29 protein-coding genes are annotated in these 23919 nt (G+C 71.1%); 20 read left to right on the top strand and 9 right to left on the bottom strand.

All coding sequences use genetic code 11. The annotated features are described in order from the left end of the window. The first annotated feature begins 80 nt into the window (after window positions 1-80). Both LOK55_RS04655 and LOK55_RS04650 read left to right on the top strand, forming a co-directional pair. A complete protein-coding gene (locus LOK55_RS04655; protein ID WP_229934448.1) occupies window positions 81-1133 on the top strand; it encodes an aldo/keto reductase in 1053 nt (350 codons plus the stop codon). A 59-nt stretch (window positions 1134-1192) separates the two neighbouring features. Beyond that, complete coding sequence (locus LOK55_RS04650; protein ID WP_229934447.1) at window positions 1193-1792, top strand: histidine phosphatase family protein; 600 nt, start codon at window positions 1193-1195, stop codon at window positions 1790-1792. Between the two features lie 164 nt (window positions 1793-1956). Here the strand turns inward: LOK55_RS04650 and LOK55_RS04645 are convergent, their stop codons facing one another. Then, a complete protein-coding gene (locus LOK55_RS04645; RefSeq protein ID WP_229934446.1) occupies window positions 1957-2457 on the bottom strand; it encodes a hypothetical protein in 501 nt (166 codons plus the stop codon). 66 nt (window positions 2458-2523) lie between these two features. Next, window positions 2524-2997: a GNAT family N-acetyltransferase gene (locus LOK55_RS04640; RefSeq protein WP_229934445.1), complete on the bottom strand. Its 474-nt coding sequence runs from the start codon at window positions 2995-2997 to the stop codon at window positions 2524-2526. A 43-nt stretch (window positions 2998-3040) separates the two neighbouring features. Between LOK55_RS04640 and dapB the strand changes: the two genes are divergently transcribed. After that, a complete protein-coding gene (gene dapB / locus LOK55_RS04635) occupies window positions 3041-3874 on the top strand; it encodes a 4-hydroxy-tetrahydrodipicolinate reductase (RefSeq protein WP_141379873.1) in 834 nt (277 codons plus the stop codon). Continuing rightward, a complete protein-coding gene (locus LOK55_RS04630) occupies window positions 3871-4323 on the top strand; it encodes a hypothetical protein (RefSeq protein WP_141379874.1) in 453 nt (150 codons plus the stop codon). Before dapB ends, LOK55_RS04630 begins: the two co-directional genes overlap by 4 nt. A gap of 58 nt (window positions 4324-4381) precedes the next feature. Here the strand turns inward: LOK55_RS04630 and LOK55_RS04625 are convergent, their stop codons facing one another. From LOK55_RS04625 to LOK55_RS04610, 4 genes are all read right to left on the bottom strand, one after another. Then, the gene (locus tag LOK55_RS04625) at window positions 4382-5299 is read right to left on the bottom strand and encodes a TIGR01777 family oxidoreductase (RefSeq protein ID WP_229934444.1); all 918 of its coding nucleotides are present in this window, start codon (window positions 5297-5299) and stop codon (window positions 4382-4384) included. Further along, on the bottom strand, window positions 5292-5717 hold the full coding sequence (locus LOK55_RS04620; protein WP_141379876.1) for an OsmC family peroxiredoxin: 426 nt from the start codon (window positions 5715-5717) through the stop codon (window positions 5292-5294). Before LOK55_RS04620 ends, LOK55_RS04625 begins: the two co-directional genes overlap by 8 nt. A 133-nt stretch (window positions 5718-5850) precedes the next feature. After that, a complete protein-coding gene (locus LOK55_RS04615) occupies window positions 5851-6411 on the bottom strand; it encodes a DUF4395 domain-containing protein (RefSeq protein ID WP_374107617.1) in 561 nt (186 codons plus the stop codon). Then, window positions 6398-6835 (bottom strand): thioredoxin family protein, encoded by a 438-nt coding sequence (locus LOK55_RS04610; protein ID WP_196323311.1) that lies wholly within the window; start codon window positions 6833-6835, stop codon window positions 6398-6400. The genes LOK55_RS04615 and LOK55_RS04610 overlap by 14 nt, the downstream gene beginning before the upstream one ends. 163 nt (window positions 6836-6998) lie before the next feature. Between LOK55_RS04610 and LOK55_RS04605 the strand changes: the two genes are divergently transcribed. Together LOK55_RS04605 and LOK55_RS04600 are read left to right on the top strand one after the other, a co-directional pair. Continuing rightward, entirely contained in the window at window positions 6999-7814 is an 816-nt protein-coding gene (locus LOK55_RS04605) for a thymidylate synthase (RefSeq protein ID WP_229934442.1), read from the top strand. Window positions 7815-7824: 10 nt separating this feature from the next. Then, window positions 7825-8352 (top strand): dihydrofolate reductase, encoded by a 528-nt coding sequence (locus LOK55_RS04600; RefSeq protein ID WP_229934441.1) that lies wholly within the window; start codon window positions 7825-7827, stop codon window positions 8350-8352. A gap of 24 nt (window positions 8353-8376) precedes the next feature. On the opposite strand, the gene LOK55_RS04595 is transcribed toward LOK55_RS04600, so the two are convergent. Further along, complete coding sequence (locus tag LOK55_RS04595; RefSeq protein ID WP_196323309.1) at window positions 8377-8580, bottom strand: hypothetical protein; 204 nt, start codon at window positions 8578-8580, stop codon at window positions 8377-8379. A gap of 157 nt (window positions 8581-8737) precedes the next feature. On the opposite strand from LOK55_RS04595, the gene LOK55_RS04590 reads away from it, so the two are divergent. The 13 genes from LOK55_RS04590 (at window position 8738) to LOK55_RS04530 (ending at window position 21413) form a co-directional block, all read left to right on the top strand. Further along, window positions 8738-9502 carry an SDR family oxidoreductase gene (locus LOK55_RS04590; RefSeq protein ID WP_229934440.1) on the top strand — a complete coding sequence of 255 codons (765 nt, stop codon included), beginning with the start codon at window positions 8738-8740 and terminating at the stop codon, window positions 9500-9502. A 219-nt stretch (window positions 9503-9721) separates the two neighbouring features. After that, a complete protein-coding gene (locus LOK55_RS04585) occupies window positions 9722-10594 on the top strand; it encodes a DUF559 domain-containing protein (RefSeq protein ID WP_229934439.1) in 873 nt (290 codons plus the stop codon). A gap of 103 nt (window positions 10595-10697) precedes the next feature. Beyond that, the gene (gene dapA / locus LOK55_RS04580; RefSeq protein ID WP_141379883.1) at window positions 10698-11675 is read left to right on the top strand and encodes a 4-hydroxy-tetrahydrodipicolinate synthase; all 978 of its coding nucleotides are present in this window, start codon (window positions 10698-10700) and stop codon (window positions 11673-11675) included. 64 nt (window positions 11676-11739) lie between these two features. After that, window positions 11740-13416: a ribonuclease J gene (locus LOK55_RS04575; protein WP_229934438.1), complete on the top strand. Its 1677-nt coding sequence runs from the start codon at window positions 11740-11742 to the stop codon at window positions 13414-13416. Window positions 13417-13456: 40 nt separating this feature from the next. After that, the gene (locus LOK55_RS04570) at window positions 13457-13951 is read left to right on the top strand and encodes a GNAT family N-acetyltransferase (RefSeq protein WP_196323305.1); all 495 of its coding nucleotides are present in this window, start codon (window positions 13457-13459) and stop codon (window positions 13949-13951) included. Window positions 13952-14027: 76 nt separating this feature from the next. Next, on the top strand, window positions 14028-16760 hold the full coding sequence (locus LOK55_RS04565; protein ID WP_229934437.1) for a DNA translocase FtsK: 2733 nt from the start codon (window positions 14028-14030) through the stop codon (window positions 16758-16760). Window positions 16761-16769: 9 nt separating this feature from the next. Next, window positions 16770-17345 (top strand): CDP-diacylglycerol--glycerol-3-phosphate 3-phosphatidyltransferase, encoded by a 576-nt coding sequence (gene pgsA / locus LOK55_RS04560; RefSeq protein WP_141379888.1) that lies wholly within the window; start codon window positions 16770-16772, stop codon window positions 17343-17345. Then, window positions 17342-17896 (top strand): CinA family protein, encoded by a 555-nt coding sequence (locus LOK55_RS04555; RefSeq protein WP_229934436.1) that lies wholly within the window; start codon window positions 17342-17344, stop codon window positions 17894-17896. Before pgsA ends, LOK55_RS04555 begins: the two co-directional genes overlap by 4 nt. A gap of 199 nt (window positions 17897-18095) precedes the next feature. Then, window positions 18096-18413 carry a helix-turn-helix domain-containing protein gene (locus LOK55_RS04550; protein WP_141379889.1) on the top strand — a complete coding sequence of 106 codons (318 nt, stop codon included), beginning with the start codon at window positions 18096-18098 and terminating at the stop codon, window positions 18411-18413. A gap of 1 nt (window position 18414) precedes the next feature. After that, window positions 18415-18639, top strand: a complete 225-nt coding sequence (locus LOK55_RS04545) for a DUF3046 domain-containing protein (RefSeq protein ID WP_141379890.1) — start codon at window positions 18415-18417, stop codon at window positions 18637-18639. A gap of 283 nt (window positions 18640-18922) precedes the next feature. Then, entirely contained in the window at window positions 18923-19978 is a 1056-nt protein-coding gene (gene recA / locus LOK55_RS04540; protein ID WP_141379891.1) for a recombinase RecA, read from the top strand. Further along, on the top strand, window positions 19978-20733 hold the full coding sequence (locus LOK55_RS04535; RefSeq protein WP_229934435.1) for a regulatory protein RecX: 756 nt from the start codon (window positions 19978-19980) through the stop codon (window positions 20731-20733). The genes recA and LOK55_RS04535 overlap by 1 nt, the downstream gene beginning before the upstream one ends. Window positions 20734-20870: 137 nt before the next feature. Beyond that, entirely contained in the window at window positions 20871-21413 is a 543-nt protein-coding gene (locus tag LOK55_RS04530; RefSeq protein ID WP_229934434.1) for an ABC transporter ATP-binding protein, read from the top strand. Between the two features lie 44 nt (window positions 21414-21457). Here the strand turns inward: LOK55_RS04530 and LOK55_RS04525 are convergent, their stop codons facing one another. Next, on the bottom strand, window positions 21458-21604 hold the full coding sequence (locus LOK55_RS04525; RefSeq protein ID WP_196323301.1) for a hypothetical protein: 147 nt from the start codon (window positions 21602-21604) through the stop codon (window positions 21458-21460). 300 nt (window positions 21605-21904) lie between these two features. After that, window positions 21905-22204, bottom strand: coding sequence for a YciI family protein (locus tag LOK55_RS04520; protein WP_229934433.1), 300 nt, complete (start codon window positions 22202-22204; stop codon window positions 21905-21907). A gap of 212 nt (window positions 22205-22416) precedes the next feature. On the opposite strand from LOK55_RS04520, the gene LOK55_RS04515 reads away from it, so the two are divergent. Then, window positions 22417-23442 (top strand): zinc-binding alcohol dehydrogenase family protein, encoded by a 1026-nt coding sequence (locus LOK55_RS04515; protein WP_229934432.1) that lies wholly within the window; start codon window positions 22417-22419, stop codon window positions 23440-23442. Window positions 23443-23919 lie beyond the last annotated feature (477 nt).

The following is a 23919-nucleotide window of genomic DNA, read 5'->3' as shown; positions in this document are numbered from 1 at the left end:
TGAGGGGGTGTGACGTGGGTTTCTTCGGAGTAGGCACGACGTCATCAGTGGAGCCCGCGCGCGGCAGCGCCACCGGACCCATGCGCACCGCCACCGGCCCCGTCCCGACCGACAGTGCGGCGCGCGCTGCGCCGGCCGCCTCGGGCGCGCCGGCCGCGCCGCTGACGCACCCGTCGGCGCCGATCCCCGTGCAGGGCGCGCCGCTCGGCGCCGCCGTGCGGGTGCCGCTCGGCGAGACCGGCGCGCGGGTGTTCCCGCTCGTCCTCGGCGGCGCCGAGTTCGGCTGGCACGTCGACCTCGCCGCGGCCCACAGCATCCTCGACGCGTACTTCGACCGCGGCGGAAACGCGCTGAACACCTCCGACGGCTACGCGGCCGGTCGCAGCGAGCACATCATCGGCGCCTGGATGTCACGGCGGGCGGTGCGCGACGACATCGTGCTCGGCGTGCGCGTCGGCACGAACATCGATCACCCCGGGCTCGGTCCGGTGAACCTGATCCGCGCCGTCGAGGCATCCCTCACCCGTCTTGGCACCGACCGCATCGACGTGCTCTACCTCGACGCGACCGGCGACACGCACGGCTCCCTCGAAGACACCCTCGCGACCGCGGAGTGGCTGATCGAGTCGGGCAAGGTGCGCGCGCTCGGCTCGCTCGGGCTGTCGGCGTCGCAGCTGGTCGAGGCGCGCATCCTCGCCTCGGCGGGCTACCCGCGGCTGACCGTGCTCGACGTGCCGTACAACGTGCTGCGGCAGGGCGATTTCGACGGCGACCTGCGCCTCGTCGCGGGCGCGCAGGGCATCGCCGTCACGCCGTCGCAGGCGCTCGAGCACGGCTACCTCGCCGGCGCGCACCGGTCCCGCTCACAGGTGGCCGCATCGGTGCGCGGCAGTCAGCTCGCGGCGGCGATGAACCGCCGCGGCACTCGCACGCTGCGGGCGATGGACCGGATCGGCGCCGAGCTGTCGATCCCGACGTCGGCGGTCGCGATCGCGTGGCTGCTGGCCCAGCGCACCGTCGTCGCGCCGATCGTGAACGTCTACGCCGTCGCGCACGTCGACGAGCTGATGCAGGGTGTGGGGGCGAAGCTCAGCCGCGTGCACCTCGCCGAGATCGCCCGCGCCGCCCAGTAGCGCGGATCGCGGGCTGACGTAGGGTGGGGGGGAGCACCCCCTGACGAGACGAGCCTGCCGTGACGCACTATCTGTACCTCGTGCGCCATGGCGAGCACCTCGACGCAGAGCACGGGCTCGAAGACGGTCCGCTCTCGCCGCGGGGGCGCCGTCAGGCCGAGCTGCTGGCCGACCGGCTGTCGGGCGTGCCCCTCGACGCGCTCTGGCACTCTCCGCTCGAGCGCGCCGCCGAGACCGCGCGCGCCGTCGCGGTGCGGCTGCCGGCCATCACGCCCGAGCCCTCGTCGCTGCTGTTCGACTGCATCCCGACCGGGATGACCCCCGACACGCCGAGCGTGTACGAGGCATTCTTCGGCTCGTACACCGACGCGGAGATCGACGCCGGCCGTGCGCAGATGGAGGATGCGGTGGGGGAGTTCCTCGTGCGCAAGCCCGCCACGCACGAATTGCTCATCACGCACAACTTCGTGATCGCGTGGTTCGTGCGGGCCGTGCTCGACGCGCCGCAGTGGCGGTGGCTGACGATCAACCAGGCGCACTGCGGGTTGACCGTGCTGGCGCAGCGCCCCGGTCGCCCCTGGACGCTCGTCTCGCACAACGACCTGTCGCACCTGCCGCACGAGCTGCGCACCGGCCTCCCCGAGGTCCCGCCGGTCTGAGCCCGGGCCCGGGCTTCGGGCCTGCGCGGTCCGCCCCAACTGCAAGGGATCGTGCGCGACACGCCGGGGCGGCGGTCGCGGGCGCGGCGTGTCGCCCGAGCGGCCTTGCAGTTGGGGTGGGATGCCAGGGCCACGACCCGCGGCGGCCGGGCCGCCTCAGGGTGTCACGGGGTGACGAGCTCGGCGCGGGCGGTGGGCTTCGGGAACGCGCGGCGAATGGCATCCGTGTGCAGGTAGTCGGAGACGCCGATCAGCACGACCGCGAAGAGGATCTGCTCGCCGATCACCCAGAGCGGGTAGAGGCCGGGGATCGCGGCCAGGGCGAGCGCGACGACGGGGAAGATGCGGCTGAACAGCTGCAGGCGCCGGAGCGCCCAGTACCAGCCGCGGCGGGCGCGCGCGAGGAAGGAGAAGAGTGTCGCCGTGATGCCGAGGACGACGAGGCATCGCATCCAGACCGCGAACGTGACCTCCGCCCCGGACGCTGCGAGAACGGATGCCGTGACCACGGTCGCGACGCCGAGAGCGAGGCATGCCGCGAGCAGCCAGGTGACGGCGCGGAACGCGTGCCGGAGCTTCGCATCGAGGGGGAGCGGCACGCGTCGCCCCGCCAGCCGTCCGCCCGCGATCCGATCCAGCCGCTGCAGCCCAGGTTCGATGTCCATACGAAAAGCTTAAGTCATACTGAAGGTTTAGGCCTGGGAGTTCACCGAGCAACCCGCCGCAGCGGGTCAGCTCAGCTGCTTGCCGTACCAGCGCGTCGCGTTCGGGTTGTCGTTGTAGGGCTCGATCGCGGTGAAGCCGCTCCGTGCGTAGAGACCCCCGGCGGCCTCGAGGGTGTGGTGCGTGTCGAGCACGAGGTCGGCGGCGCCCCACTCGCGGGCCTGCGCTTCGAGGCCCTCGAGCAGCACACGGCCCCAGCCGCGCCCCCGCGTGGACGGGTCGAGGTAGAGGTGCTTGACCTCGTAGCGCGGGCCGTCCGGGCCGTCCGCGATGCGGCGGATGCCTCCGCAGCCGACATCCCGCCCGTCGTCGTCGACCGCGACGAAGAAGACCCCCGCCGGAGGGGTGAACACGGATGCCTCGGGGAACACCGGCCGGTACGTCTGGCCCTGCGGGAACGCCTCGGCGCGCATCGCGAAGTAGTCGGTGAGCAGGCGCTGGGCGCGGGGGTCGTCGGCGGAGATCGGCACGAGGGTGACCATGTCTCGAGCGTAGTCCGCGCCGGCGAACGCCTAGTCTGGAGGCATGACTCCCGCAGGCAGCACGACGCGAGTGGCCCTCGTCGGCGGAACCGGCAAGCTCGGCGGCATCATCCGCTCCGTCATCGACGACGAGCCCGGCTTCGAGGTGGTGGCGGTGCTCGGTTCGCGCAGCGACCTGGCCGAGCTCGACGGCGCCGACCTCGTCGTCGACGCGTCGACGCCGAGCGTCTCGATCGATGTCGTGCGCGCCGCGATCGAGCGCGGGCTCAACGTGCTCGTCGGCACGTCGGGCTGGTCGAACGAGCGCATCGCCCTCGTCCGCCCGCTCGTCGACGCGGCGGGGACGGGTGCCGTCTTCATCCCGAACTTCTCGCTCGGCTCGGTCATCGGCTCGGCGCTCGCCGCCGCGGCCGCGCCGCACTTCCCGGCGATCGAGATCGTCGAGGCGCACCGCGAGACGAAGGTCGACTCGCCGAGCGGCACCGCCGTCCGCACCGCGGAGCTGATCGCCGCCGCCCGCTCCCAGGTCGGCCCCGTCGAGTCGCCGCACGTCGACCAGCGCGCCCGCGGTCAGCAGGTCGCGAGCGTGCCCATCCACTCCCTCCGGCGTCCCGGCGTCATCGCGCGGCAGGAGACGATCCTCTCCGGCCCCGGCGAGAGCCTCACGATCGTCCACGACACCGTCGACCCGGCGCTCGCCTACGCCCCCGGCATCCGCGTCGCCCTCGCCGCCGCCCGCGATGCCCGCGGCGTCACGGTCGGTCTCGACGCGCTCATCGACCTGGGGCTGCGCCCGCGCCGGGCGCAGGCCGACGTCGAGAAGCCGATCGACGAGGGCGGGGTGCCCGGCCAGGTCGCGCGGGCCACCGGCGCATGAGCGCACGCATCGGCGTCGCCGTGATGGCGGTGCTGCTGGCGCTGTACATCGTGCTCGTCGCTCAGCGCGCCTGGCTGCTGCTGATCTCGGGCCAGCCGATCGGCGTCGTCATGGGGGTGGCGCTCATCGTGCTCCCGCTCATCGCGGCGTGGGCGCTGTGGCGCGAGCTCGCGTTCGGACTCGGCACGCAGCGCCTCGGGCGTCTGCTCGAAACCGAGCAGGCGCTGCCGACCGAGCAGATCGACGTGCGCCCGAGCGGTCGCCCCGATCGCGCGCAGGCCGATGAGCTCTTCCCGCGCTACCGCGCCGACGTCGAGGAGCACCCCGACGACTGGCGCGCCTGGTTCCGCCTCGGCCTCGCCTACGACGGGGCCGGCGACCGCACACGCGCCCGCCAGGCCGTGCGCACCGCGATCCGTCTGGAGAAGGCGGGCCGCGCGCGGTCGTAGCGGCCGGCGGCTTCGTCTCCGGCGGGCCGCTCGGGACCCGGCAGGCCCGACGGGCCGCTCAGGCCGCGGGGACGGCGGCGGCCACGGCATCCTCGACCGTCGGGTGCGTGAAGCTGAAACCGGATGCCTCGAGCCGCTCGGGCACGACCGGCATGTCGCTCAGCAGCAGCGCGTCGGCGGCATCGGATCCGAGCGCCAGCCGCAGCGCCCACCCCGGCGCGCGGAGGAGGAACGGACGGTTCATGCGGCGGGCGAGCGCGAAGCCGAGGTCGTTCGCCGTCGCGCGGGTGGGGCCGGTGAGGTTCACGGGCCCCTCGAGGTCGCCGTCGATGACGTGCCGGATCGCCCGTATTTCGTCGTCGAGCGAGATCCACGGCCACACCTGGGTGCCCAGCCCGAGCGGCCCCGACAGGCCGAGGCGGGTGAGGAGCATGAGCGGCTTCAGCACGCCTTCGGCGTGCACCACCGGCGCGGTGCGCAGGAGCGCGACCCGCGCGCTCGGCCCGGCGCCGCGCGCGGCGACCTCCCATTCGCCGCACAGATCGGCGAGGAATGTGTCGCCCCGGCGGGTCTCCTCGGTGAACCGCTCGCCGGGCGTCCGCGGTGCCGAAGGGTAGTAGCCGACCGCCGACGCCGAGACGAACGCGGGGGCCTCGGCGCCGAGCGCGCGCACGGCGGCGGCGAGCGCCTGCGTGGGCGCGAGGCGCGACCAGAGCAGCTCGTGCTTGTAGCGCCGCGTCCACGGGAAGTGCCCGATGCTCGCCCCGCCCAGGCCGACCACCGCGCGCGCTCCGGCGAGCACGGCGGGGTCGAGCCGCGAGCGCTGCGGATCCCACGACACCTCGTCGGGTGCCGTCGCCTCGCGGCGCACGAGGCGGGTCACCGGGACCCCGTCGGCGCGCAGCGCCGCGACGAGCGCGCCGCCGATCAGGCCCGACGAGCCCGCGACGACGACGCGCGCATCGGAATCAGGCAAGCGTCGCCTCGAGGGTGATCTCGATGCCCGCGAGGGCTGCGGAGACGGGGCATCCACTCTTCGCCTCATCGGCGATGCGGGCGAAATCCTCCGCCGACAGGCCGGGGACGACCGCGTTGACGTTGAGGTGCGAACCGGTGATGCCGGTGCCGGGGATGAAGGTGACCGAGGCGGTCGTCTCGACGCTCTCGGGCGGCGTGCCGTTCTGCGCGAGCGCGTTCGACAGTGCCATCGAGAAGCACGACGAGTGCGCCGCCGCGATGAGCTCCTCGGGCGTCGTCACCGAGGTGGATCCCTCGCTGCGCGCCTTCCAGTTGACCGCGAACGGGCCCTGGTTGGAGCTCTCCAGCGCGATCTCGCCCGAACCCTCGGTGAGGCTGCCCTTCCAGGTGGTGGATGCTTCGCTCGTGACGCTCATGATGACTCCTCGGGGGTGTGTCTGCGGCGCGGGCGCGCCTGGCTCGAGCCTAGACGGACGAGGGCGGCGAGGGGAGGGGGAGCGTGCCCGGGAGGGCGATGGCGGTCCGGGTCAGGCGGCGCGGCCGACCGGATCAGGCGGTGCGGCCGACGAGACCGCCCCGCTGCAGCAGCAGGTACAGCTGGCAGCCGAGGCACAGACCGAACGCCGCGTTGAGGAAGGCGGCGACGAACGCGAGCGCCGCCGCGATCGGCAGCGCCCACGGCACGCCGGCGAGGTGCAGCACCAGGCCCACGCCGGTCACGAAGAGCCCGACGCCCTGCGCGAAGCGCGGCGGGCGCGGGTCTTCGAGCTCGGTGGGCGGCGCGAGGCGCGGCTGGATGGCGCGGCGGTAGAGCACGCTCCACGGGTGCGTCTGCGGCGAGACGACGCCCCAGAGGAACAGCAGCGCGATCACGAGGACCAGCACGAATCCGGGGTCGGCGGCGCGCTGTGCGACGGTGAGGGCGGGGAGCGCCCAGGCGGTGGGATCGACGACCACGCCGCCCGGCACGAACGAGGCGGCGCCGCGCGCGGTCGACAGACCGGTGAGGGCGAAGAAGGTCGCGATGAGGAGCAGCACGGCGGTGAGGGATGCCGCGAAGCGCGGCCCGCGCGGATCGATCCCCTTCGGGGCGGCCTCAGACACGGGCATCCACGGCGGTCACGCGGGTGAGCTCCAGTTCGACGGCGCTCCGGCTCGGCGTGCCGGCGAAGCGGGTCTGCACGAGGCCGTGCCGGTCGAGGATCAGCGTCGTCGGGGTCTGCATCACATGGAAGTGCTTGGCGATGTCGGGGCGGTGGGTGAGGTCGACGTCGAGGTGCAGCACGCCGTCGCGTTCGCCGGCGATCGCGCCGAGGGTGCGGTGCACGCCCGGGCACCGGCTGCACATCTCGGTGCTGAACTGCAGGAGCGTCGCCTGCTCGCCGAGCGACGCGGCGCCGAATCGCTGCGGGTCGACGATCTCGCCGGGGTCGACGTGGCGGGGGCGATTCTGCTGCCACCGCAGGAACGCGCCGACACCGACCGTCACGGCGAGGAGGGCCGCGAGCAGGGCGATGGCGTCGGACAGGTTCACAGCGGATCAGCCTAACGCGATCCGCCTGACAGGAGGGCGAATTCGGGTTGTGTGACGGAGCGGTCGTCATATTCGGGGTCGCGGCTTGCGGATCGGAAATCGGGTCTCGGGGATCGCGGTCGCTGCCGGCCCAGCTGTCCGGGGCCGCCGGTACGATGACAGCGTGAGTGCACCGGCATCCGTTCCCACCCCGTATGAAGATCTGCTGCGCGAGGTGCTCGACGACGGCGTGCACAAAGACGACCGCACCGGCACGGGCACGACGAGCGTGTTCGGACGGCAGATCCGGTTCGACCTGTCGCAGGGGTTCCCGCTCATCACGACCAAGCGTGTGCACCTGAAGTCGATCGTGTACGAGCTGCTGTGGTTCCTGCGCGGCGAGTCGAACGTGGCCTGGCTGCAGGAGAACGGCGTCACCATCTGGGACGAGTGGGCCGGTGCCGACGGCGAGCTCGGGCCGGTGTACGGCGTGCAGTGGCGGTCGTGGCCGACGCCGTCGGGCGAGCAGATCGACCAGATCTCGCAGGTGGTCGAGCAGATCCGTGCGAACCCGGATTCGCGGCGACTGATCGTGTCGGCGTGGAACCCGGCGGACATCCCCGACATGGCCCTTGCGCCCTGCCACGCGCTCTTCCAGTTCTACGTCGCGGGCGGCAAGCTGTCGTGCCAGCTGTACCAGCGCTCGGCCGACATGTTCCTCGGGGTGCCGTTCAACATCGCCTCCTACGCCTTGCTGACCCTCATGGTCGCGCAGCAGACCGGCCTCGAGCCGGGCGACTTCGTGTGGACCGGCGGCGACTGCCACATCTACGACAACCACGTCGAGCAGGTGCGCGAGCAGCTCTCCCGCGACCCCTACCCTTACCCGACGCTGCGCTTCACCCGGAAGCCCGACTCGATCTTCGACTACACCTACGACGACATCGTCGTCGAGGACTACCAGCACCACCCGGCGATCCGCGCGGCCGTCGCGGTCTGACGGGCCGACTGTGCGTCCGGGATCGACCGTGCGGCTGGGGCTGATCTGGGCCGAGGCCCGCGGCGGCGTGATCGGGCGGGACGGCGGCATGCCGTGGCACGTGCCCGAAGACCTCGCGCACTTCAAGGAGGTCACGTCGGGACATCCGGTGATCATGGGGCGCCGCACCTGGGAGTCGTTCCCGGCACGGTTCCGGCCGCTGCCGGGGCGCCGCAACATCGTCGTGACGAGGTCGGATGCCTGGGCCGCGGGCGCCGACGCGGCCGGTGCCGAGCGTGCGGGCTCGCTGAGCGAGGCGCTGGCGCTCGCCGGTGACGTGCCGGAGGTGTGGGTGATCGGCGGGGCGGGACTGTTCGCCGAGGCGATGCCGGAGGCATCCGTGCTGGAGGTCACCGAACTCGATCTCGAGATCACCGACGGCGACACGTTCGCCCCGGATCACGCCGGCTGGCGGGTCGCCGCCGCGTCGCCGGACGAGGGATGGGCGATCTCGCGCACGGGGGTGCCCTACCGGTTCCTCACGCTGCTGCGGCGCTGAGCCTGCGCCCCGAGGGGATGCGGTTCACACCGGATCCAGCTCGACGAGGTAGCCCGAGAAGAGCTCCACGGGGCCCGACGGCGGTTCGTCCGCTTCATGGACGAGGCGGGTCTTCTCCTCGGCCGCGGGATCGGGCGCCGTCGTCGGAACGCGGGTGACCGGGACGGTCCGCACCGCGCCGGGCACGGGCGTGAGGGTGACGGTGTAGGGCTTCGGGGGACCGATCATCCAGGCCAGGCGTACCTCACCCGCGTCGTCACTGTCACCGCGCGCCGCGGCACGCCCATTCCCACTCCGAAAGGTGCACAAGCATGCCCCGACCCTACGCACGTTCGGCGCGCGGGGTCCACGTGTGCGGCTCGGCGCGGGTGGGTACCCTGGCCGCATGGCGAAGACGGCACTCATCACCGGAGCGAGCTCGGGCCTCGGAGCGGAGTTCGCGCGGCAGCTCGCCGCCCGCGGCGCCGACCTGGTGCTGGTCGCGCGCGACGAAGCGGCTCTCGGTCGGCTCGCCGGCGCCCTGCGCGTCGCGCGCGGCGTCGAGGTCGAGGTGCTCGTGGCCGACCTCACCGACGACGCGGGGCTCGACGCCGTGGCATCCCGTCTCGCCGATCCGGAGCGGCCCGTTGAGGTGCTCGTCAACAACGCCGGGTTCGGCCTCGACCTCGACTTCGCCGCGAACGGTCTCGCCGACGAGGAGCGCCACCTCGACCTGCACGTCCGCGCGACGATGCGCCTCTCGCACGCGGCGCTCGGCGCCATGCTCGCGCGGGGACACGGACGCATCATCAACGTGGCATCCGTCGCCGCCTTCCTGCCACGCGGCACCTATGGCGCCGTCAAGGCGTGGATCGTCTCGTTCAGCCGGTGGGCGAACGCGGCCTACGGCCCCCGCGGGATGACGGTGACGGCGGTCTGCCCCGGCTTCACACACACGAACTTCCACGAGCGTCTGGGACTGCCGCCGGGGCAGGAGGGCATCCCGCCGTTCATGTGGCTGGATGCGGCGGAGGTCGTCCGCGAGGGGCTCCGCGACGCGGCGCACGGCAAGGCCGTCTCGATCCCGTCGCTGCGCTACAAACTGCTCATCGGCGCCGCGCGCCTCGTGCCCGCCCCGCTCGCCGCCCGCCTCGCCAAATCCGGCCGCTGACCCCGCCCCGCACCGCCTCTCGCACCCCTCCACCCCCAAGCGTCGGGCCGCTGGTGCTGGAGTCGCCCGGAGTGGCACCCGGCACAACACCAGCCCCACCTCTCCGACAGATGACGACCCGTCGTCGCCGCCTCCTCCCCAACGGACGGATATCGGCAACGGTGCACAGATCGGGGCTCGGGCGTCCCGCCGCGTGCCGCAGAGCTCGATTCTCGGAGGATGACTCCTGCCGCCATCGCCAACCACCTGTCCATCCGAGGCGGCATCGGACGGGGTCGCGGGGTGCTGCGGGCCGGGGCGTCGCGGGACGACCTGCGCCGCGCCGTCGCGCGCGGCGCGATCGTCCGGGTGCGAACGGGCGTCTACTGCCTGCCCCACCTCCTCGCCGAGCAGCAGACGGCCGCCGCGCACGGCGGAGAGGTCGCCTGCGCGAGCGCGCTGCGGCGGATCGGCGTCTGGCTGCTCGACGACGACGCGCGGATGCACGTATGGGTCGGCTCTCACGGACGGGCCTTTCCTCACACGGGATGCCACTGCGTGACGCACCGCGACGACGGCGTCTCCGCGTTCGGGCAGGTCGGCATCGTCCAGGCGCTCGTACAGCTCGCCTCGTGCCTCGGCGACGAGGCGTTCTTCGCCGCCTTCGAATCTGCCTGGCATCTGGGCCTTCTGGGGCGAACGGAGCGGGCCGAGGTTCGCGCGGGGTTGCGGGCAGGTCAGCGGTGGCTCGTCGACATCGCCCGTTCCGACGCGGAGAGCGGGCTCGAGTCGCTCCTCCGGCTCCGGCTGTTGCGCCTCGGGATCACGGTGCGATGCCAGGTCTGGATCCGGGATGTCGGCCGCGTCGACTTCCTCATCGACGGCGTGCTCATCGTGGAGTCCGACGGCCGCGAGGGCCATGCCCGTGAGGCGGAGCGCCACAAGGATCTCCTCCGCGACGCGCGCGCCGCCGCGGCCGGATATGAGCGACTTCGCTTCGACTACGCGCTGATCGTCCACGACTGGTCGGTCGTCGAGGCGGCCATCGTCGCGACGCTGCAGCGGCTCTGCCTCGCCAGACGTCGGACCGGTGGGGCGGGTGTGCACCGGTGAGTCCCGGCTGTCGACTCCTGCACCACCGCTCCGACGGCTGATGACGCATCCACGAGTGAATGCCCGGAGGAGAACCTGCCGCGCCAACCGATAGCCTGGAACCATGACGCACTCGGGCAATCCGTTCGGACAGGTTCTCGTCGCACTCGTCACTCCGATGACGGCCGACGGCGAGGTCGACTGGCGCGCCGTCGAGAAGCACATCGACGACGTCATCAGCGCGGGAGCCGACGGCGTCGTCGTCACCGGCACCACGGGGGAGACCTCCACCCTGACCGACCCCGAGAAGCTGAAGCTCGTCGAGGTCGGCAAGTCGGTCTCCGCCGGCCGCGCCAAGATCATCACCGGCGGCGGCTCGAACGAGACGGCGCACGCCATCGAGCTCTACAAGGCGAGCGAGAAGGCCGGCGCCGACGGCATCATGATCGTCACGCCGTATTACAACAAGCCCACCCAGGCCGGCATCCTCACCCACTTCCGCCTCGTCGCCGACGCCACCGACCTCCCGGTCATCCTCTACGACATCCCCGGGCGCACCGGCGTGCCGATCCGCTACGAGACGATCCTGCGCCTCGCCAAGCACCCGAACATCCTCGCGATCAAAGACGCCAAGGGCGACTTCAGCGAGGTCAGCCGCGTGCTGAACCAGACCGACCTGATGTACTTCTCCGGCGACGACGCCAACGCCCTCCCGCACATGGCGATCGGGGCGACGGGCCTCATCGGCGTGACGGCGAACATCACCGCCGCGCCGTACCGCGTGATGGTGGATGCCGTGAACCGCGGCGATCTCGCCACCGCGACCGCCGCTCATCAGAGCCTCGAACCGCTCGTCCGCGCCGTCATGACGCACGTGCCCGGCACGGTCAGCGCGAAGTACATCCTGCACGGCCTCGGCCGCATCTCGAGCCCCCGCGTCCGCCTGCCCCTGGTCGGGCCGGAGGAGTGGGAGGCCGCACTCATCGAAGACGAGCTGGCGCTCGTCAGCGGCGTCGACGGCGCCGACTTCTCCAACTTCCGTCCCGACCGCAATGCGGCCGCGGGCGGAGCGCTCCCCAAGGTGCACGGCACGACACGCTGACACCGCACGACCCCAAAGAAACGCGGATGCCGGATTGACCCCGGCGCCCCGAAGGAGGCATCCGATGCCCACGAACGTCTACGACCCGCCCGCCCTCGAAAGCGGCACTCTCCGCGTCACGCCGCTCGGCGGTCTCGGTGAGATCGGCCGCAACATGACCGTCTTCGAATACGACGGGAAGCTCCTGATCGTCGACTGCGGCGTGCTCTTCCCCGAGGAGCACCAGCCCGGCGTCGACCTGATCCTTCCCGATTTCGAGCCGATCAAGAACCGGCTCGACGACGTGGTGGGCGTCGTGCTCACGCACGGCCACGAAGACCACATCGGCGCGGTTCCGTACCTGCTGAAGCTCAAGAGCGACATCCCTCTCATCGGCTCGAAGCTCACCCTCGCGCTCGTCGAGGCGAAGCTCAAGGAGCACCGCCTCAAGGCCTACACCCTGACCGTCGAAGAGGGTCAGGAGGAGCAGGTCGGTCCGTTCGACCTCGAGTTCGTCGCGGTGAACCACTCGATCCCCGACGCGCTCGCCGTCGCGATCCACACGGATGCCGGGACGGTGCTCGCCACCGGCGACTTCAAGATGGACCAGCTGCCCCTCGACGGGCGGCTCACCGATCTCCGTGCCTTCGCGAGCCTCGGCGAGGACGGCGTCGACCTCTTCCTCGTCGACTCGACCAACGCCGACGTGCCTGGCTTCACCCCGCTCGAGCGGGCCATCGGCCCCGTGCTCGACCAGGTCATCGCGAAGGCGCCGCGCCGCGTGATCGTCGCGAGCTTCTCGAGCCACGTGCACCGCGTCCAGCAGGTGATCGACGCGGCCGCGGCGAACGGCCGTCGCGTCGCGTTCCTCGGCCGTTCGATGGTCCGCAACATGACGATCGCCGAGGATCTCGGCTACCTGCACGTGCCCGACGGCGTGCTCATCGACTACAAGAAGGCCAAGGACCTGCCCGACGACAAGATCGTCTACATGTCGACCGGGTCGCAGGGCGAGCCGATGGCCGTGCTCTCGCGCATGGCGAACATAGACCACGCGATCGAGGTCGGCGAGGGCGACACGGTGATCCTGGCATCCAGCCTGATCCCCGGAAACGAGAACGCCGTCTACCGCGTGATCGACGGGCTCACCAAGCTCGGGGCGAACGTCGTGCACAAGGGCAACGCCAAGGTGCACGTCTCGGGGCACGCCGCCGCGGGCGAGCTCCTCTACTGCTACAACATCCTGCAGCCGCGTAACGTCATGCCGGTGCACGGCGAGTACCGGCACCTGATGGCCAACGCGAAGCTCGCGCAGGACACGGGCATCCCGGCGGAGAACACGATCATCGCCGAGAACGGCACGGTCGTCGACCTCCGCGGCGGCGTCGCGAAGGTCGTCGGTCAGCTCGACCTCGGCTTCGTCTACGTCGACGGCTCGTCCGTCGGCGAGATCACCGACGCCGACCTCAAGGACCGCCGCATCCTCAGCGAGGAGGGCTTCATCTCCGTCATCGTCGTCGTCGACTCGGCGACCGGTCGCATCATCACGGGGCCCGAGGTGCACGCCCGCGGCTTCGCCGAGGACGACAGCGTCTTCGACGACGTCAAGCCGAAGATCGCCGCGGCGCTCACCGAGGCCGCGCAGTCGGGCGTCCGCGACACGCACGCGCTGTCGCAGGTCGTCCGCCGCACGATCGGACGATGGGTCAACCAGCGGCTGCGCCGCCGCCCGATGATCGTGCCGCTCGTCATCGAGGCGTAGGCGTTATCGAGGCGTAACAGGGGCTCGCTACCATCGGGGCATGCCCGCGAGCTTCCGCATCCGCCCCGCCACCCAGGCGGACGGCGCGTTCCTCGGCGACATGGTCGTCGAGGCAGCCAACTGGCGCGAGGGCGGCGCGCGGCCGCGCCACGAGGTTATCGCCCACCCCGACCATCATCGCTACCTCGCCGGCTGGATGCGGCCGGGCGACGCCGGCTTCGTCGCCGTCGATGCGCAGGATCAGCCGATCGGCGCCGCCTGGTATCGGATGCTGCCGCGCACCGACCCGGGATTTGGCTACGTCGGCACGGGCGTGCCCGAGCTCATCATCGGGGTGCGGCCGATCTGGCGGGCGCACGGTGTCGGCCGGACGCTCCTGCAGCGGCTGTGCGAGCACGCTCGCGCGCAGGGTTTCGGCCGGATCAGCCTGTCGGTCGAGCGCGGTAACTTCGCCCAGCAGCTCTATCGCAGTGAGGGCTTCGCGGTGACCCAGGCGGGCCACGGACGCGACACGATGGTCAAGCGCCTGCGCTGACGGGCGCACCCGGCAGTCGGCCCTTCGGGCCGCGTCAATCCGGGGAAATGTCGGCCCCCGGCCGTACCGTGGAGCAATGGCACGTTCCACGAGCACGCCCACGAACGCCCGCGCGTCGGCGAAGGGCTCCTCGTCGCGCGCCCGCAAGCCCGACCCCGCGCCCAAGCGCTACGTCGACGAGGTCGACAAGCCGGCCGTGCCGGTGCGGGTGTGGCTCGGACTCGCGCATGCCACCGGCGGCATGTTCCGCGCGTTCGGCGCCGAGACGCTCGAGAAGGATCAGCGTCGCGACGGTTTCCCGTTCCTGCTCGTCCTCCTCGCGGTCGCCGGCGCGATCGTCGAATGGTTCCTCATCGGCACCGACGTCGGCACGACGATCAGCGCCTACTCGGTCGGCGCGCTCATCGGCCGGGTCGCGTTCATCATGCCGGTGCTCCTGCTCCTCCTCGCCGGCTGGCTCTTCCGGCATCCGCCGTCCGTGCACGACAACGGCCGCATCGGCATCGGGTTCGGCCTGTTCGTGCTCGGCATCGCCGGCTTCTGCCACGTTGCCGGCGGCCGCCCGCAGCCGAAGGACGGCCTCCCCGGGCTGAGCGGCGCCGGCGGACTGTTCGGCTGGATGGTGGGCGAGCCCCTCACGCTCCTCACGAACGTCGGGGCGTATCTCGTCCTCGGCATCCTCACCGTGCTCGCCGTGCTCATCCTCACGAAGACCCCGCCGAACCGCATCGGGCGGCGCCTCGGCGACCTGTACGCGTGGATGTTCGACGCCGAGCGTCCGGCGCCGGTGGATGCCACCGCGACCGGCCCGACCGTCGCGTTCTCGCCCGACGAGTCCGACGACCCGAAAGACGCCGGCACGCCCTGGTGGCGGCGCAACAAGACCGGCCGCGAGGAGGACGTCGACGGACATCTCGGCTCCGGCGACCTCACGGCCCTGCTCAGCACGTCGGGCGACGGCGGCTTCGATCAGGCGCTCGCCGTGCCGACCCCCGAGCCGCTGCCGCCCGTGCCGCCGCTCCCCGACGCGGCGACCGAGGTCATCGATCCGGCCGTGATCGCGAACGCGAAGAAGGCCGCGAGCCGGGCGGGGCGTGCCGACACCGGCATCCGTGAGGACAGCGGCGAGATCGTGCTCGACGACGGCGTGCTGCCGGGCATCTCCGCACTCGGCGACGACCACGACGGCCGGCCGCCGGCGCCGCCGTACCGCCTCCCCGCGGTGGCCGCGCTCGCCCAGGGCACGCCGCCGAAGGCGCGCTCCGAGGCGAACGACCGCGTCGTCGCGGCGATCACCGGGGTGTTCGAGCAGTTCGGCGTGGATGCCCGGGTCACCGGCTTCTCGCGCGGCCCGACGGTCACGCAGTACGAGATCGCGCTCGGCCCGGGCGTGAAGGTCGAACGGATCACGGCGCTGACCAACAACATCGCCTACGCCGTGGCATCCAACGAGGTGCGGATCCTCGCGCCCATCCCCGGCAAGAGTGCGATCGGCGTCGAGATCCCGAACACCGACCGCGAGATCGTGACGCTCGGCGACGTGCTGCGCTCGCCGGCCTCGACGAGCCAGACCCACCCGATGACGATCGGGGTGGGTAAGGACGTCGGCGGCGGCTACGTCGTGGCGAACCTCGCCAAGATGCCCCACCTGCTCGTGGCCGGCTCGACCGGATCGGGCAAGTCGAGCTTCGTGAACTCGATGATCACGAGCCTCCTGATGCGCGCGAAGCCGTCCGAGGTGCGGATGGTGCTCATCGACCCGAAGCGCGTCGAGCTGACCTCGTATGCCGGGGTGCCGCACCTGATCACCCCCATCATCACGAACCCGAAGAAGGCGGCCGAGGCGCTGCAGTGGGTCGTGAAAGAGATGGACATGCGCTACGACGACCTCGCGTCGTTCGGGTTCCGGCACATCGACGACTTCAACCGCGCCGTCGTCGCGGGGGAGATCAACCTGCCCGTCGGCAGCGAGCGGGTGCTCAAGCCCTATCCGTATCTGCTCGTCGTCGTCGACGAGCTCGCCGACCTGATGATGGTCGCCCCGCGCGACGTCGAGGACTCGATCGTGCGCATCACGCAGCTCGCGCGCGCCAGTGGCATCCATCTCGTGCTCGCCACGCAGCGCCCGTCGGTCGACGTCGTCACCGGTCTCATCAAGGCGAACGTCCCCTCCCGGCTCGCGTTCGCGGTGACGAGCGTCACCGACTCGCGCGTCATCCTCGACCAGCCCGGCGCCGACCGCCTGATCGGTCAGGGAGACGGACTCTTCCTGCCGATGGGGGCCTCGAAGGCGCTCCGCGTGCAGGGCGCGTGGGTGGCCGAGAGCGAGATCGAGAAGGTCGTCCACCACGTCAAGAACCAGGCGCGCCCGGAGTACCGCAAGGACGTCGAGGCGGTCGCCGAGAAGAAGGAGATCGACGCCGACATCGGTGACGACCTCGAGCTGCTGCTGGCGGCGGCGGAGCAGATCATCTCGACGCAGTTCGGCTCGACGTCGATGCTGCAGCGGAAGCTCCGGGTCGGGTTCGCGAAGGCCGGGCGCCTGATGGATCTGCTCGAGTCGCGCGAGATCGTCGGTCCCTCCGAGGGCTCGAAGGCCCGCGACGTGCTCGTCACGCCCGACCAGCTGCCCGAGGTGCTCGCCCGCCTCCGCGGCGACGACCCGCCCGCGCCGGAGGCGTCCGCCGCGTCCGGCGGTGGAGACCCGCACGGCGCGGACGCGGTGGACGCGCAGTTCGACGGATACGAGGTCGTCGAGTCCGACGACTCATCCGAGGATGCCTGGGGGCTCACCGGGCGCGACCAGTAGGCTCGGCTCGTGGCGATCCCCCGGCAGCTCCCGAACGCGATCACGATCGTGCGCATCCTGTGCGCGCCGGTCTTCCTGTGGATGCTGCTCGCCGACGGCGGTCAGGACGGACCGCTGCGCTGGTGGGCGGCGATCCTGTTCATCGTCGCGATCGCGACCGACGGCATCGACGGCTACCTCGCCCGCAAGTACGAGATCGTCACCGATCTCGGAAAGCTCCTCGACCCGATCGCCGACAAGGCGCTGACCGGCTGTGCGTTCGTCGGGCTCTCGATCCTCGGCGAGCTGCCCTGGTGGGTGACGATCGTCGTGCTCGTGCGCGAGGTCGGCATCACCGTGCACCGGCTGGTGGTGGCGAGCGATCACGTCGTCGCCGCCGCGTGGATGGGCAAGCTCAAGACCGTCGCGCAGGCCGTCGCCCTGTCGCTCGCCCTGTTGCCGCTGTGGACGATCGTGGGCGACTGGATCCACGTCGTCAACACGATCGCCATGTGGATCGCCGTGATCCTCACCGTCGCGAGCGGCATCGACTACGTCGTCACGGAGGTCCGCGGCGCGCGCCGCGGCCGGCAGGCGGCGCGGTGAGCCCGGTGAGCTCGCTGCCGGGGCTTCCCGAGCTGCCCGACGACCTCGAGAACACGCAGGTGTCCGTGGGGCGGCAGAGTGAGCCCGAACGGCTCGTCGCGCGGCTGGGGGAGCTCGGCTGGACCGTCGCGGTCGCCGAATCGCTCACCGGCGGTCTCGTCGTCTCGTCGATCGTCTCGGTTCCGGGGTCGTCCGCCGTGCTCCGCGGGGGAGTGGTCGCCTACGCGACCGACGTGAAGGCCGCGCTCCTCGGCGTCGACGAGACCCTGCTGAGCGCGCACGGCCCCGTGCACCCGCGCGTCGCGCGTCAGATGGCCGACGGCGTGCGCCGCACCCTCGGACACGACGGGCTGCCCGCGGATGTCGGCATCGCGACGACCGGGATCGCCGGGCCCGTCTCGCCCGACGGTCAGCCGGTCGGCACCGTGCACGTCGCCGTCTCCACGCCGCTCGGCTCCCGGGTCGAGTCGGTGCAGCTCTCCGGCGACCGCGCCGCCATCCGCGCCGAGGCCGCGGCGCTCGCGGTGCGGATCGCGCTCGAGGCGCTCTGACGACTCCGTCTCGTGGAGGGGCGCGACGCACTTCCGGCCACGACGGCGGGGACGGCCGCGGGGAATACGCGGTGTGACATCCCTGTTACGAATGGTGATTCCCACCCATTCCCCAGCACTCGGGGTTTAGGGTGACGTGCAAGAGCTGTACTGCATCCCGACCGGGACGCGGAGTCACTGTCAGAGGAGGGGGCCCGACATGATCCTGGTTCGTCAGGAGATCGGCGAAGTCCTACGCGACTTCCGCCTGCAGAAGGGGCGCACCCTCCGCCAGGTGGCGGGGCGCGCCAGCGTCGCCCTCGGCTACCTGAGCGAGGTTGAACGCGGTCAGAAAGAGGCATCCAGCGAGATCCTCGCCTCGGTCGCCGACGCGCTCGATGTGCCCATCTCGACGATCATGCGCGAAGTGGGCGACCGCATCTCGGTGCTCGAGGGCCTGCAGGTCTTCCCCGACGTCGTGCCCGACGACCTCGCCGCGCTCGACCGCGACATCCAGTCGCAGCTGTCGCTGCGCTGACGTGCGGCGCAGCGAGTTCCAGCGCGCCGTCGACGACGAGTTCGGACCGCGCGCCGCGTTCGTGGTGACCGACCTGTCGCTCTCCGGTGTCGGCTATCGCACGGCCGCGCAGGCGATCGATGACGGCGTGCCGATGCGCGACGTCTGGCTCGCGCTCTGCGTCGAGACCGACGTGCCCGAGTCGCGCCGCCACGGCGTGGGACTGCTCGACCCGCGCCGGCCGTAGCGGGCCTCGACGCGACGGCGTGTCGTTCCAGCGTGTCGTCGTACTTTTGTTCGAGGCAGGCATAGGCTCCTCCACAAGAGGCATCGTGGAGAAGTTGTCCACCGTTTCGCCGCATCCCTCGCTCGATCATCCGTCGATGTCGGAGGGTGTTCGTAACGTGGACAGCGTCATCACGACACCTCCGCCTTGTCGCACCGAACTCCCGTCGGGAGCAAGGGCGGCAGCCTACAGGCGACGGACACCCCGACGCGGCGTAGCCGCGCAGAGCACGAAGGAGCACGTCATGCCCTCACCCGCAGACCGCGAGAAGGCCCTCGAATCGGCCCTCGCCCAGATCGACCGGCAGTTCGGAAAGGGCTCGGTGATGCGCCTCGGCAGCGACGAGCGCGCACCCGTCGCCGTGATCCCCACCGGGTCCATCGCCCTCGACGTCGCCCTCGGGGTGGGTGGCCTGCCGCGCGGCCGCATCGTCGAGATCTATGGACCGGAGTCGTCGGGTAAGACGACCCTCACCCTGCACGCGATCGCCAACGTGCAGCGCGCCGGCGGCATCGCGGCGTTCGTCGACGCCGAGCACGCGCTCGACCCCGACTACGCCCAGAAGCTCGGCGTCGACATCGACCAGCTGCTGGTGTCGCAGCCCGACACCGGTGAGCAGGCGCTCGAGATCGCCGACATGCTGGTGCGCTCGGGCGCGATCGACCTCGTCGTGATCGACTCGGTCGCCGCCCTCGTACCGAAGGCCGAGATCGAGGGCGAGATGGGCGACTCGCACGTGGGTCTCCAGGCGCGCCTCATGTCGCAGGCGCTGCGCAAGCTCACCGGTGGCCTCAACCAGACCGGCACCACGATGATCTTCATCAACCAGCTGCGCGAGAAGATCGGCGTGTTCTTCGGCTCACCCGAGACCACCGCCGGTGGCAAGGCGCTGAAGTTCTACGCGTCGGTGCGCCTCGACATCCGTCGCATCGAGACGCTGAAGGACGGCACCGAGGCAGTCGGCAACCGCACGCGCGTCAAGGTCGTGAAGAACAAGATGGCCCCGCCGTTCAAACAGGCCGAGTTCGACATCCTCTACGGCGTGGGCATCTCGCGCGAAGGATCGCTGATCGACTTTGGCGTGGAGCACGGCCTCGTGAAGAAGTCGGGCGCTTGGTACACGTACGACGGCGAACAGCTCGGCCAGGGCAAGGAGAACGCCCGCAACTTCCTCATCAAGAACGCCGACATCGCCGCCGACATCGAGACGAAGATCAAGCAGAAGCTCGGCATCGGCCAGCCGAAGGTCGTCGAAGAGGCCGCGCCCGTCGCCGACCTCGCCGAGCGACGCCCGGCGTGATGAGCGACGGCGACGACCGTCTCGCCCCCGTGATCCCCCTGTTCGGCGGGGCGGCTCCGGCCGCACCCGCCGAGCGGGGAGTCGCCGGGCGCGGGGCGGGGCCGGCGCACCGTGGGGACGCGGATGTCGTGAACGCGGGCGGTGTGGATGCGGCGCTGGCGCCCGACGGCGATGAGCGGGCCGCCGCGTGGCATCCGACGTGGACCGCGCAGGTCGCGGACCTCGGCGGTCAGGATGACGAGCCGGAGGGCGACAGCGCCGACGAGAGTGCCGCGGCGGGCGAGGCGGCGCTCCTGCGCAAACTGCGCACCCGCTCGCTGTCGGTGCGCGAAGCGCGCGGTGTGCTCCGCGAACGGGAGGTCGACGAGGCGTCCTCCGACGAGATCGTCGAGCGGTTCGTCGGGCTCGGCTACCTCGAAGACGCGAAGCTCGCCGAGCAGCTCGTGCACACGGCCGTCGACCGCAAGGGTCAGGGGCGCCGCGCCGTCTCGCAGACGCTCTCGCAGCGCGGCATCCCGCGCGAGGTCGTCGACGCGGTGCTCGCGGAGCTGCCCGACGACGAGTTCGAGCGAGCGCTCGACTTCGCGCGGCAGAAGGCCAGGTCGATGCGCGACCTCGACCGCGAGGTGGCGCTCCGACGGCTCAGCGGTCAGCTCGCCCGGCGCGGGTACGGCGGCAAAGCGCTGGCGGCGGCCCGTCAGGCGCTCGACGAGGCATCCCGTCCTCAGCCGCGCGGAGTGCGCTTCGACGGCTGAGCGAACGACGCCAGGCGCGGATCCCCCCCCGCGTCTGTCAGACTCACCACACGTGCAGGTCAGCGTGCACGTGACGCCCTGACGGGGTGCCCTGACGGGACGCTCTTGCGGGGCGCTGTGGCGGAGAGGGGGTGGCGGTGTCGATCGAGGTCGACGGACTGGTCAAGTCATACCGCTCCGTGCGCGCGGTCGACGACGTGGGCTTCTCGGTCCTCGACGGACAGCTGTTCGCCTTCCTCGGCGCCAACGGCGCGGGCAAGTCCACGACGATCGGCTGCCTGACGACGCTCCTCCGCGCCGACGCCGGCTCGATGCGGGTCGCGGGCCACGACGTCCGCACCCAGGCCGAGGCCGTCCGCGCGGCGATCGGCGTGGTCTTCCAGCGCTCGCTCCTCGACGACGGGCTCACCGTCCGCGAGAACCTGCGGCTGCGGGCCACGCTCTCCCGCGTCCCGCGCGGCAGGTTCGCGAGCCGCCTCGCCGAACTGTCCGCCCTGATCGAGCTCGACGAGGTGCTCGACCGCCCGTACGGGCGGCTCTCCGGCGGTCAGCGCCGGAGGGCGGACATCGCCCGCGCTCTGCTGCACGAGCCGGCGACTCTTTTCCTCGACGAGCCGAGGAAGCATTTGAGGGGTACCCGATTGTCCTCCCAGTCTACCGGCTACGCGCTGGCCGCGTAAGTGGTCGGTGTGGCGCCGCCGGGACGGCCGACAGTAGTGCGCAGTCAGCCTCGTTGACGGTCGCCGCTGTACCCAAGCCGTATGTGCTGCTCAGCGACCATCGGGTGGGCGTGGAAGCGCTGCAGCAGGTCGACCCGCTCGTCGAACTCGATGCTGCTCTCAAGGTCGACTGTCTCGTCGGTGCCGGCCATGACGCCATACGCGAAGTAGAACGTGGCCGAGGCGCTACCGATCTTGTGAGCCTCTATCCAGCCGATGAGTGTCGACCCGAGCCGGACTTCCCACTTGGGGGTTCGCTCTTGCGCCTCGTCGCGGGCGGCAGTAGCCGTGTGATGATCTGCGGGTCGATGGCGGGCTCGGTCATGACGGCATCCTTGTCGCTGCACGCACCGTATCGCCGGGCACCGACGCTGGTTCTCTCGGGATGTCGCCGGGGCAAACACAGCAGTTCTCGGCGACAGGTCGGAGGAGGTGCCTGTAGGCAACGGCCGTTATTGGGGAGCCGGGTCAGAGAGGTTCGCGAGACGGATTTCCTGCACTGAAACGGTCTGCCAGACCTGGCCAACCGTGTACGGGTCGGAGTCGAGCCAGGCCTGGAGATCCCGGCGCGAGGGGAACGTCACATGGAGTGTCGAGCCGACCATCTGCCCCTCGGCGTCGAGTATCGCCCCGGCACTGCGCACGTGCCCGTCGCGCGCAACACGCCGGACGTTCTCGAGGTGAGCAGGGCGATGTTCTCGCCGACGCTCGATCGCATCGTCGGCATCGTGCGCCGTGATCAGGAAGTCCACGTGTCCAGCGTAACCAGCAACTATCAGCTCGCCCGTGCCCACGCCGACGCCGACGCCGCAGCGGAAGACGGTGCCGTCGCAGGTTCCTGACTTCTTCGAGCGGTTTCGTCGGGGTAACTAGTCTCCCTTGCGGGTAACCGCAGCCCGACGGATAGCGTCGCGGTCACGGTGCCCGCGCTTGATGGGCCGCGATGGAACGGAGACGGAAACCGATGACGGAGAAGACCCAGAAGATTCGCGCAGTGATTAACCGGGCGGGCGGCCCAATCGACCGGCCTGACAGCCTCATCGACGCCGAGATCCCAACACCGGCAGCGCCGATCGGCAGGGATCTGCTCGTCGAGGTGCGGGCGGTGTCGGTGAACCCGGTAGATGTGAAGGTCCGCGCCTCCGGCAATCGTGCTCGCAAGGATCGGATTCTCGGGTGGAACGCCTCCGGGACGGTCCTCGCGGCAGGCGACGAGGCCACCCTGTTCCGCCCCGGCGACGAAGTGTTCTACGCCGGGAGCCTCGACCGCGCAGGCAGCTACGCATCGCAGCAGCTCGTGGATGAGCGCATCGTCGGCGCCAAGCCCGCGAACTTGACACATGCAGAGGCCGCTGCGCTTCCGTTGACGGCGATCACCGCTTGGGAGGCCCTGTTTGACAAGCTCCACCTGACCGCAGAGACCGCCGGCACGCTCCTCGTGCTCGGCGCGGCAGGCGGAGTCGGGTCGATCCTCATCCAGCTCGCCAAGGCCCTCACTGGCGTCACGATCATCGCGACGGCCTCCCGGCCGGAGTCGCGCGCGTGGGTGGAGCAGCTCGGCGCCGATGTCGTCGTCGATCACACGGACCTGGACGTTGCCCGCAGCATCCTGAAGGCTGCGCCGGGCGGGGTCGATTTCGTGTTCACCGCGCAGAGCAAGGGACGCATCCCACTGTTCACGAAGGTCGTCCGTCCGTTCGGGCAGATCGTCGGCATCGACGACGAGCGTGACCTCGACTTCTACGCCCTCAAGGACAAGGCCATCTCCTGGCACTGGGAGTTCATGTTCGCCCGTCCCCGCCACGGCTGGAACCTCGAAGCGCAGCACGACCTCCTGACCCGCGTCAGCAAGCTGATCGACGCTGGGCGCATCCGCACCACGCTTGCTCAGACCTTCGCGCCCCTGAACGCGACGAGTCTTCGTGAGGCGCACGCCCTGGTCGAGACCGGGCACGTAGCCGGCAAGGTCGTCGTTGCTGAGGACGCCTGAGCCAGAGCATCCTTCTGCGCGGCTCGGATTCGTGCCCGTCAGCGGTCCGTCGGCGGCGGTGTAGCATGCGAACCGTGCGCCGGTGGCTCCCGCGGTCTACATGCAGGTGATGGTGCCGTTCAGAAAAGCGTGGGCGCGTCGTGGCCAGGTGCTGAGCGGCGGTTGCCGAACGACGAGAGCGGACTCAGCTGTCTTGCCGCCCCGCGCAGGGCGCCGTCGTCGAGGTGGTCCCGGAGGACGGCCTTCACGTCGCTCCACAGGTCGGGCCGGTTCAGGTGCGCGTCGCGGTCGCAGTCACGCTGCAGCTCGTGGAGGAACGAGGCTCGCCGCTGGGGCGTGGATAGCTGCTCGTCGTAGAAGCCGTGGATGTCGTAGTGCGCGATGAAGCCGAAGTAAGCCGTGCGTGGACAGTCCCTTGTAGAGCTGCGGGGTGAACTTCTCCCGCGGGCACCCGTCGGCGATGAAGCGCAGCAGGGC

Source organism: Microbacterium sp. F2E (assembly GCF_020905435.1).
Taxonomy (GTDB): Bacteria; Actinomycetota; Actinomycetes; order Actinomycetales; family Microbacteriaceae; genus Microbacterium; species Microbacterium lacticum.
The sequence above is the reverse complement of the archived record's forward strand: the minus strand, read 5'-3'. Positions and strand labels throughout refer to the sequence as shown.

Coding starts and splice junctions, on each gene's coding strand:
- LOK55_RS04655 (WP_229934448.1), top strand. CDS start 81: ATGCGCACCGCCACCGGCCCCGTCCCGACCGACAGTGCGGCGCGCGCT.
- LOK55_RS04645 (WP_229934446.1), bottom strand. CDS start 2,457: ATGGACATCGAACCTGGGCTGCAGCGGCTGGATCGGATCGCGGGCGGA.
- LOK55_RS04640 (WP_229934445.1), bottom strand. CDS start 2,997: ATGGTCACCCTCGTGCCGATCTCCGCCGACGACCCCCGCGCCCAGCGC.
- dapB (WP_141379873.1), top strand. CDS start 3,041: ATGACTCCCGCAGGCAGCACGACGCGAGTGGCCCTCGTCGGCGGAACC.
- LOK55_RS04630 (WP_141379874.1), top strand. CDS start 3,871: ATGAGCGCACGCATCGGCGTCGCCGTGATGGCGGTGCTGCTGGCGCTG.
- LOK55_RS04620 (WP_141379876.1), bottom strand. CDS start 5,717: ATGAGCGTCACGAGCGAAGCATCCACCACCTGGAAGGGCAGCCTCACC.
- LOK55_RS04615 (WP_374107617.1), bottom strand. CDS start 6,411: ATGCCCGTGTCTGAGGCCGCCCCGAAGGGGATCGATCCGCGCGGGCCG.
- LOK55_RS04595 (WP_196323309.1), bottom strand. CDS start 8,580: ATGATCGGTCCCCCGAAGCCCTACACCGTCACCCTCACGCCCGTGCCC.
- LOK55_RS04590 (WP_229934440.1), top strand. CDS start 8,738: ATGGCGAAGACGGCACTCATCACCGGAGCGAGCTCGGGCCTCGGAGCG.
- LOK55_RS04585 (WP_229934439.1), top strand. CDS start 9,722: ATGACTCCTGCCGCCATCGCCAACCACCTGTCCATCCGAGGCGGCATC.
- dapA (WP_141379883.1), top strand. CDS start 10,698: ATGACGCACTCGGGCAATCCGTTCGGACAGGTTCTCGTCGCACTCGTC.
- LOK55_RS04575 (WP_229934438.1), top strand. CDS start 11,740: ATGCCCACGAACGTCTACGACCCGCCCGCCCTCGAAAGCGGCACTCTC.
- LOK55_RS04570 (WP_196323305.1), top strand. CDS start 13,457: ATGCCCGCGAGCTTCCGCATCCGCCCCGCCACCCAGGCGGACGGCGCG.
- LOK55_RS04565 (WP_229934437.1), top strand. CDS start 14,028: ATGGCACGTTCCACGAGCACGCCCACGAACGCCCGCGCGTCGGCGAAG.
- LOK55_RS04550 (WP_141379889.1), top strand. CDS start 18,096: ATGATCCTGGTTCGTCAGGAGATCGGCGAAGTCCTACGCGACTTCCGC.
- recA (WP_141379891.1), top strand. CDS start 18,923: ATGCCCTCACCCGCAGACCGCGAGAAGGCCCTCGAATCGGCCCTCGCC.
- LOK55_RS04535 (WP_229934435.1), top strand. CDS start 19,978: ATGAGCGACGGCGACGACCGTCTCGCCCCCGTGATCCCCCTGTTCGGC.
- LOK55_RS04525 (WP_196323301.1), bottom strand. CDS start 21,604: ATGGCCGGCACCGACGAGACAGTCGACCTTGAGAGCAGCATCGAGTTC.
- LOK55_RS04515 (WP_229934432.1), top strand. CDS start 22,417: ATGACGGAGAAGACCCAGAAGATTCGCGCAGTGATTAACCGGGCGGGC.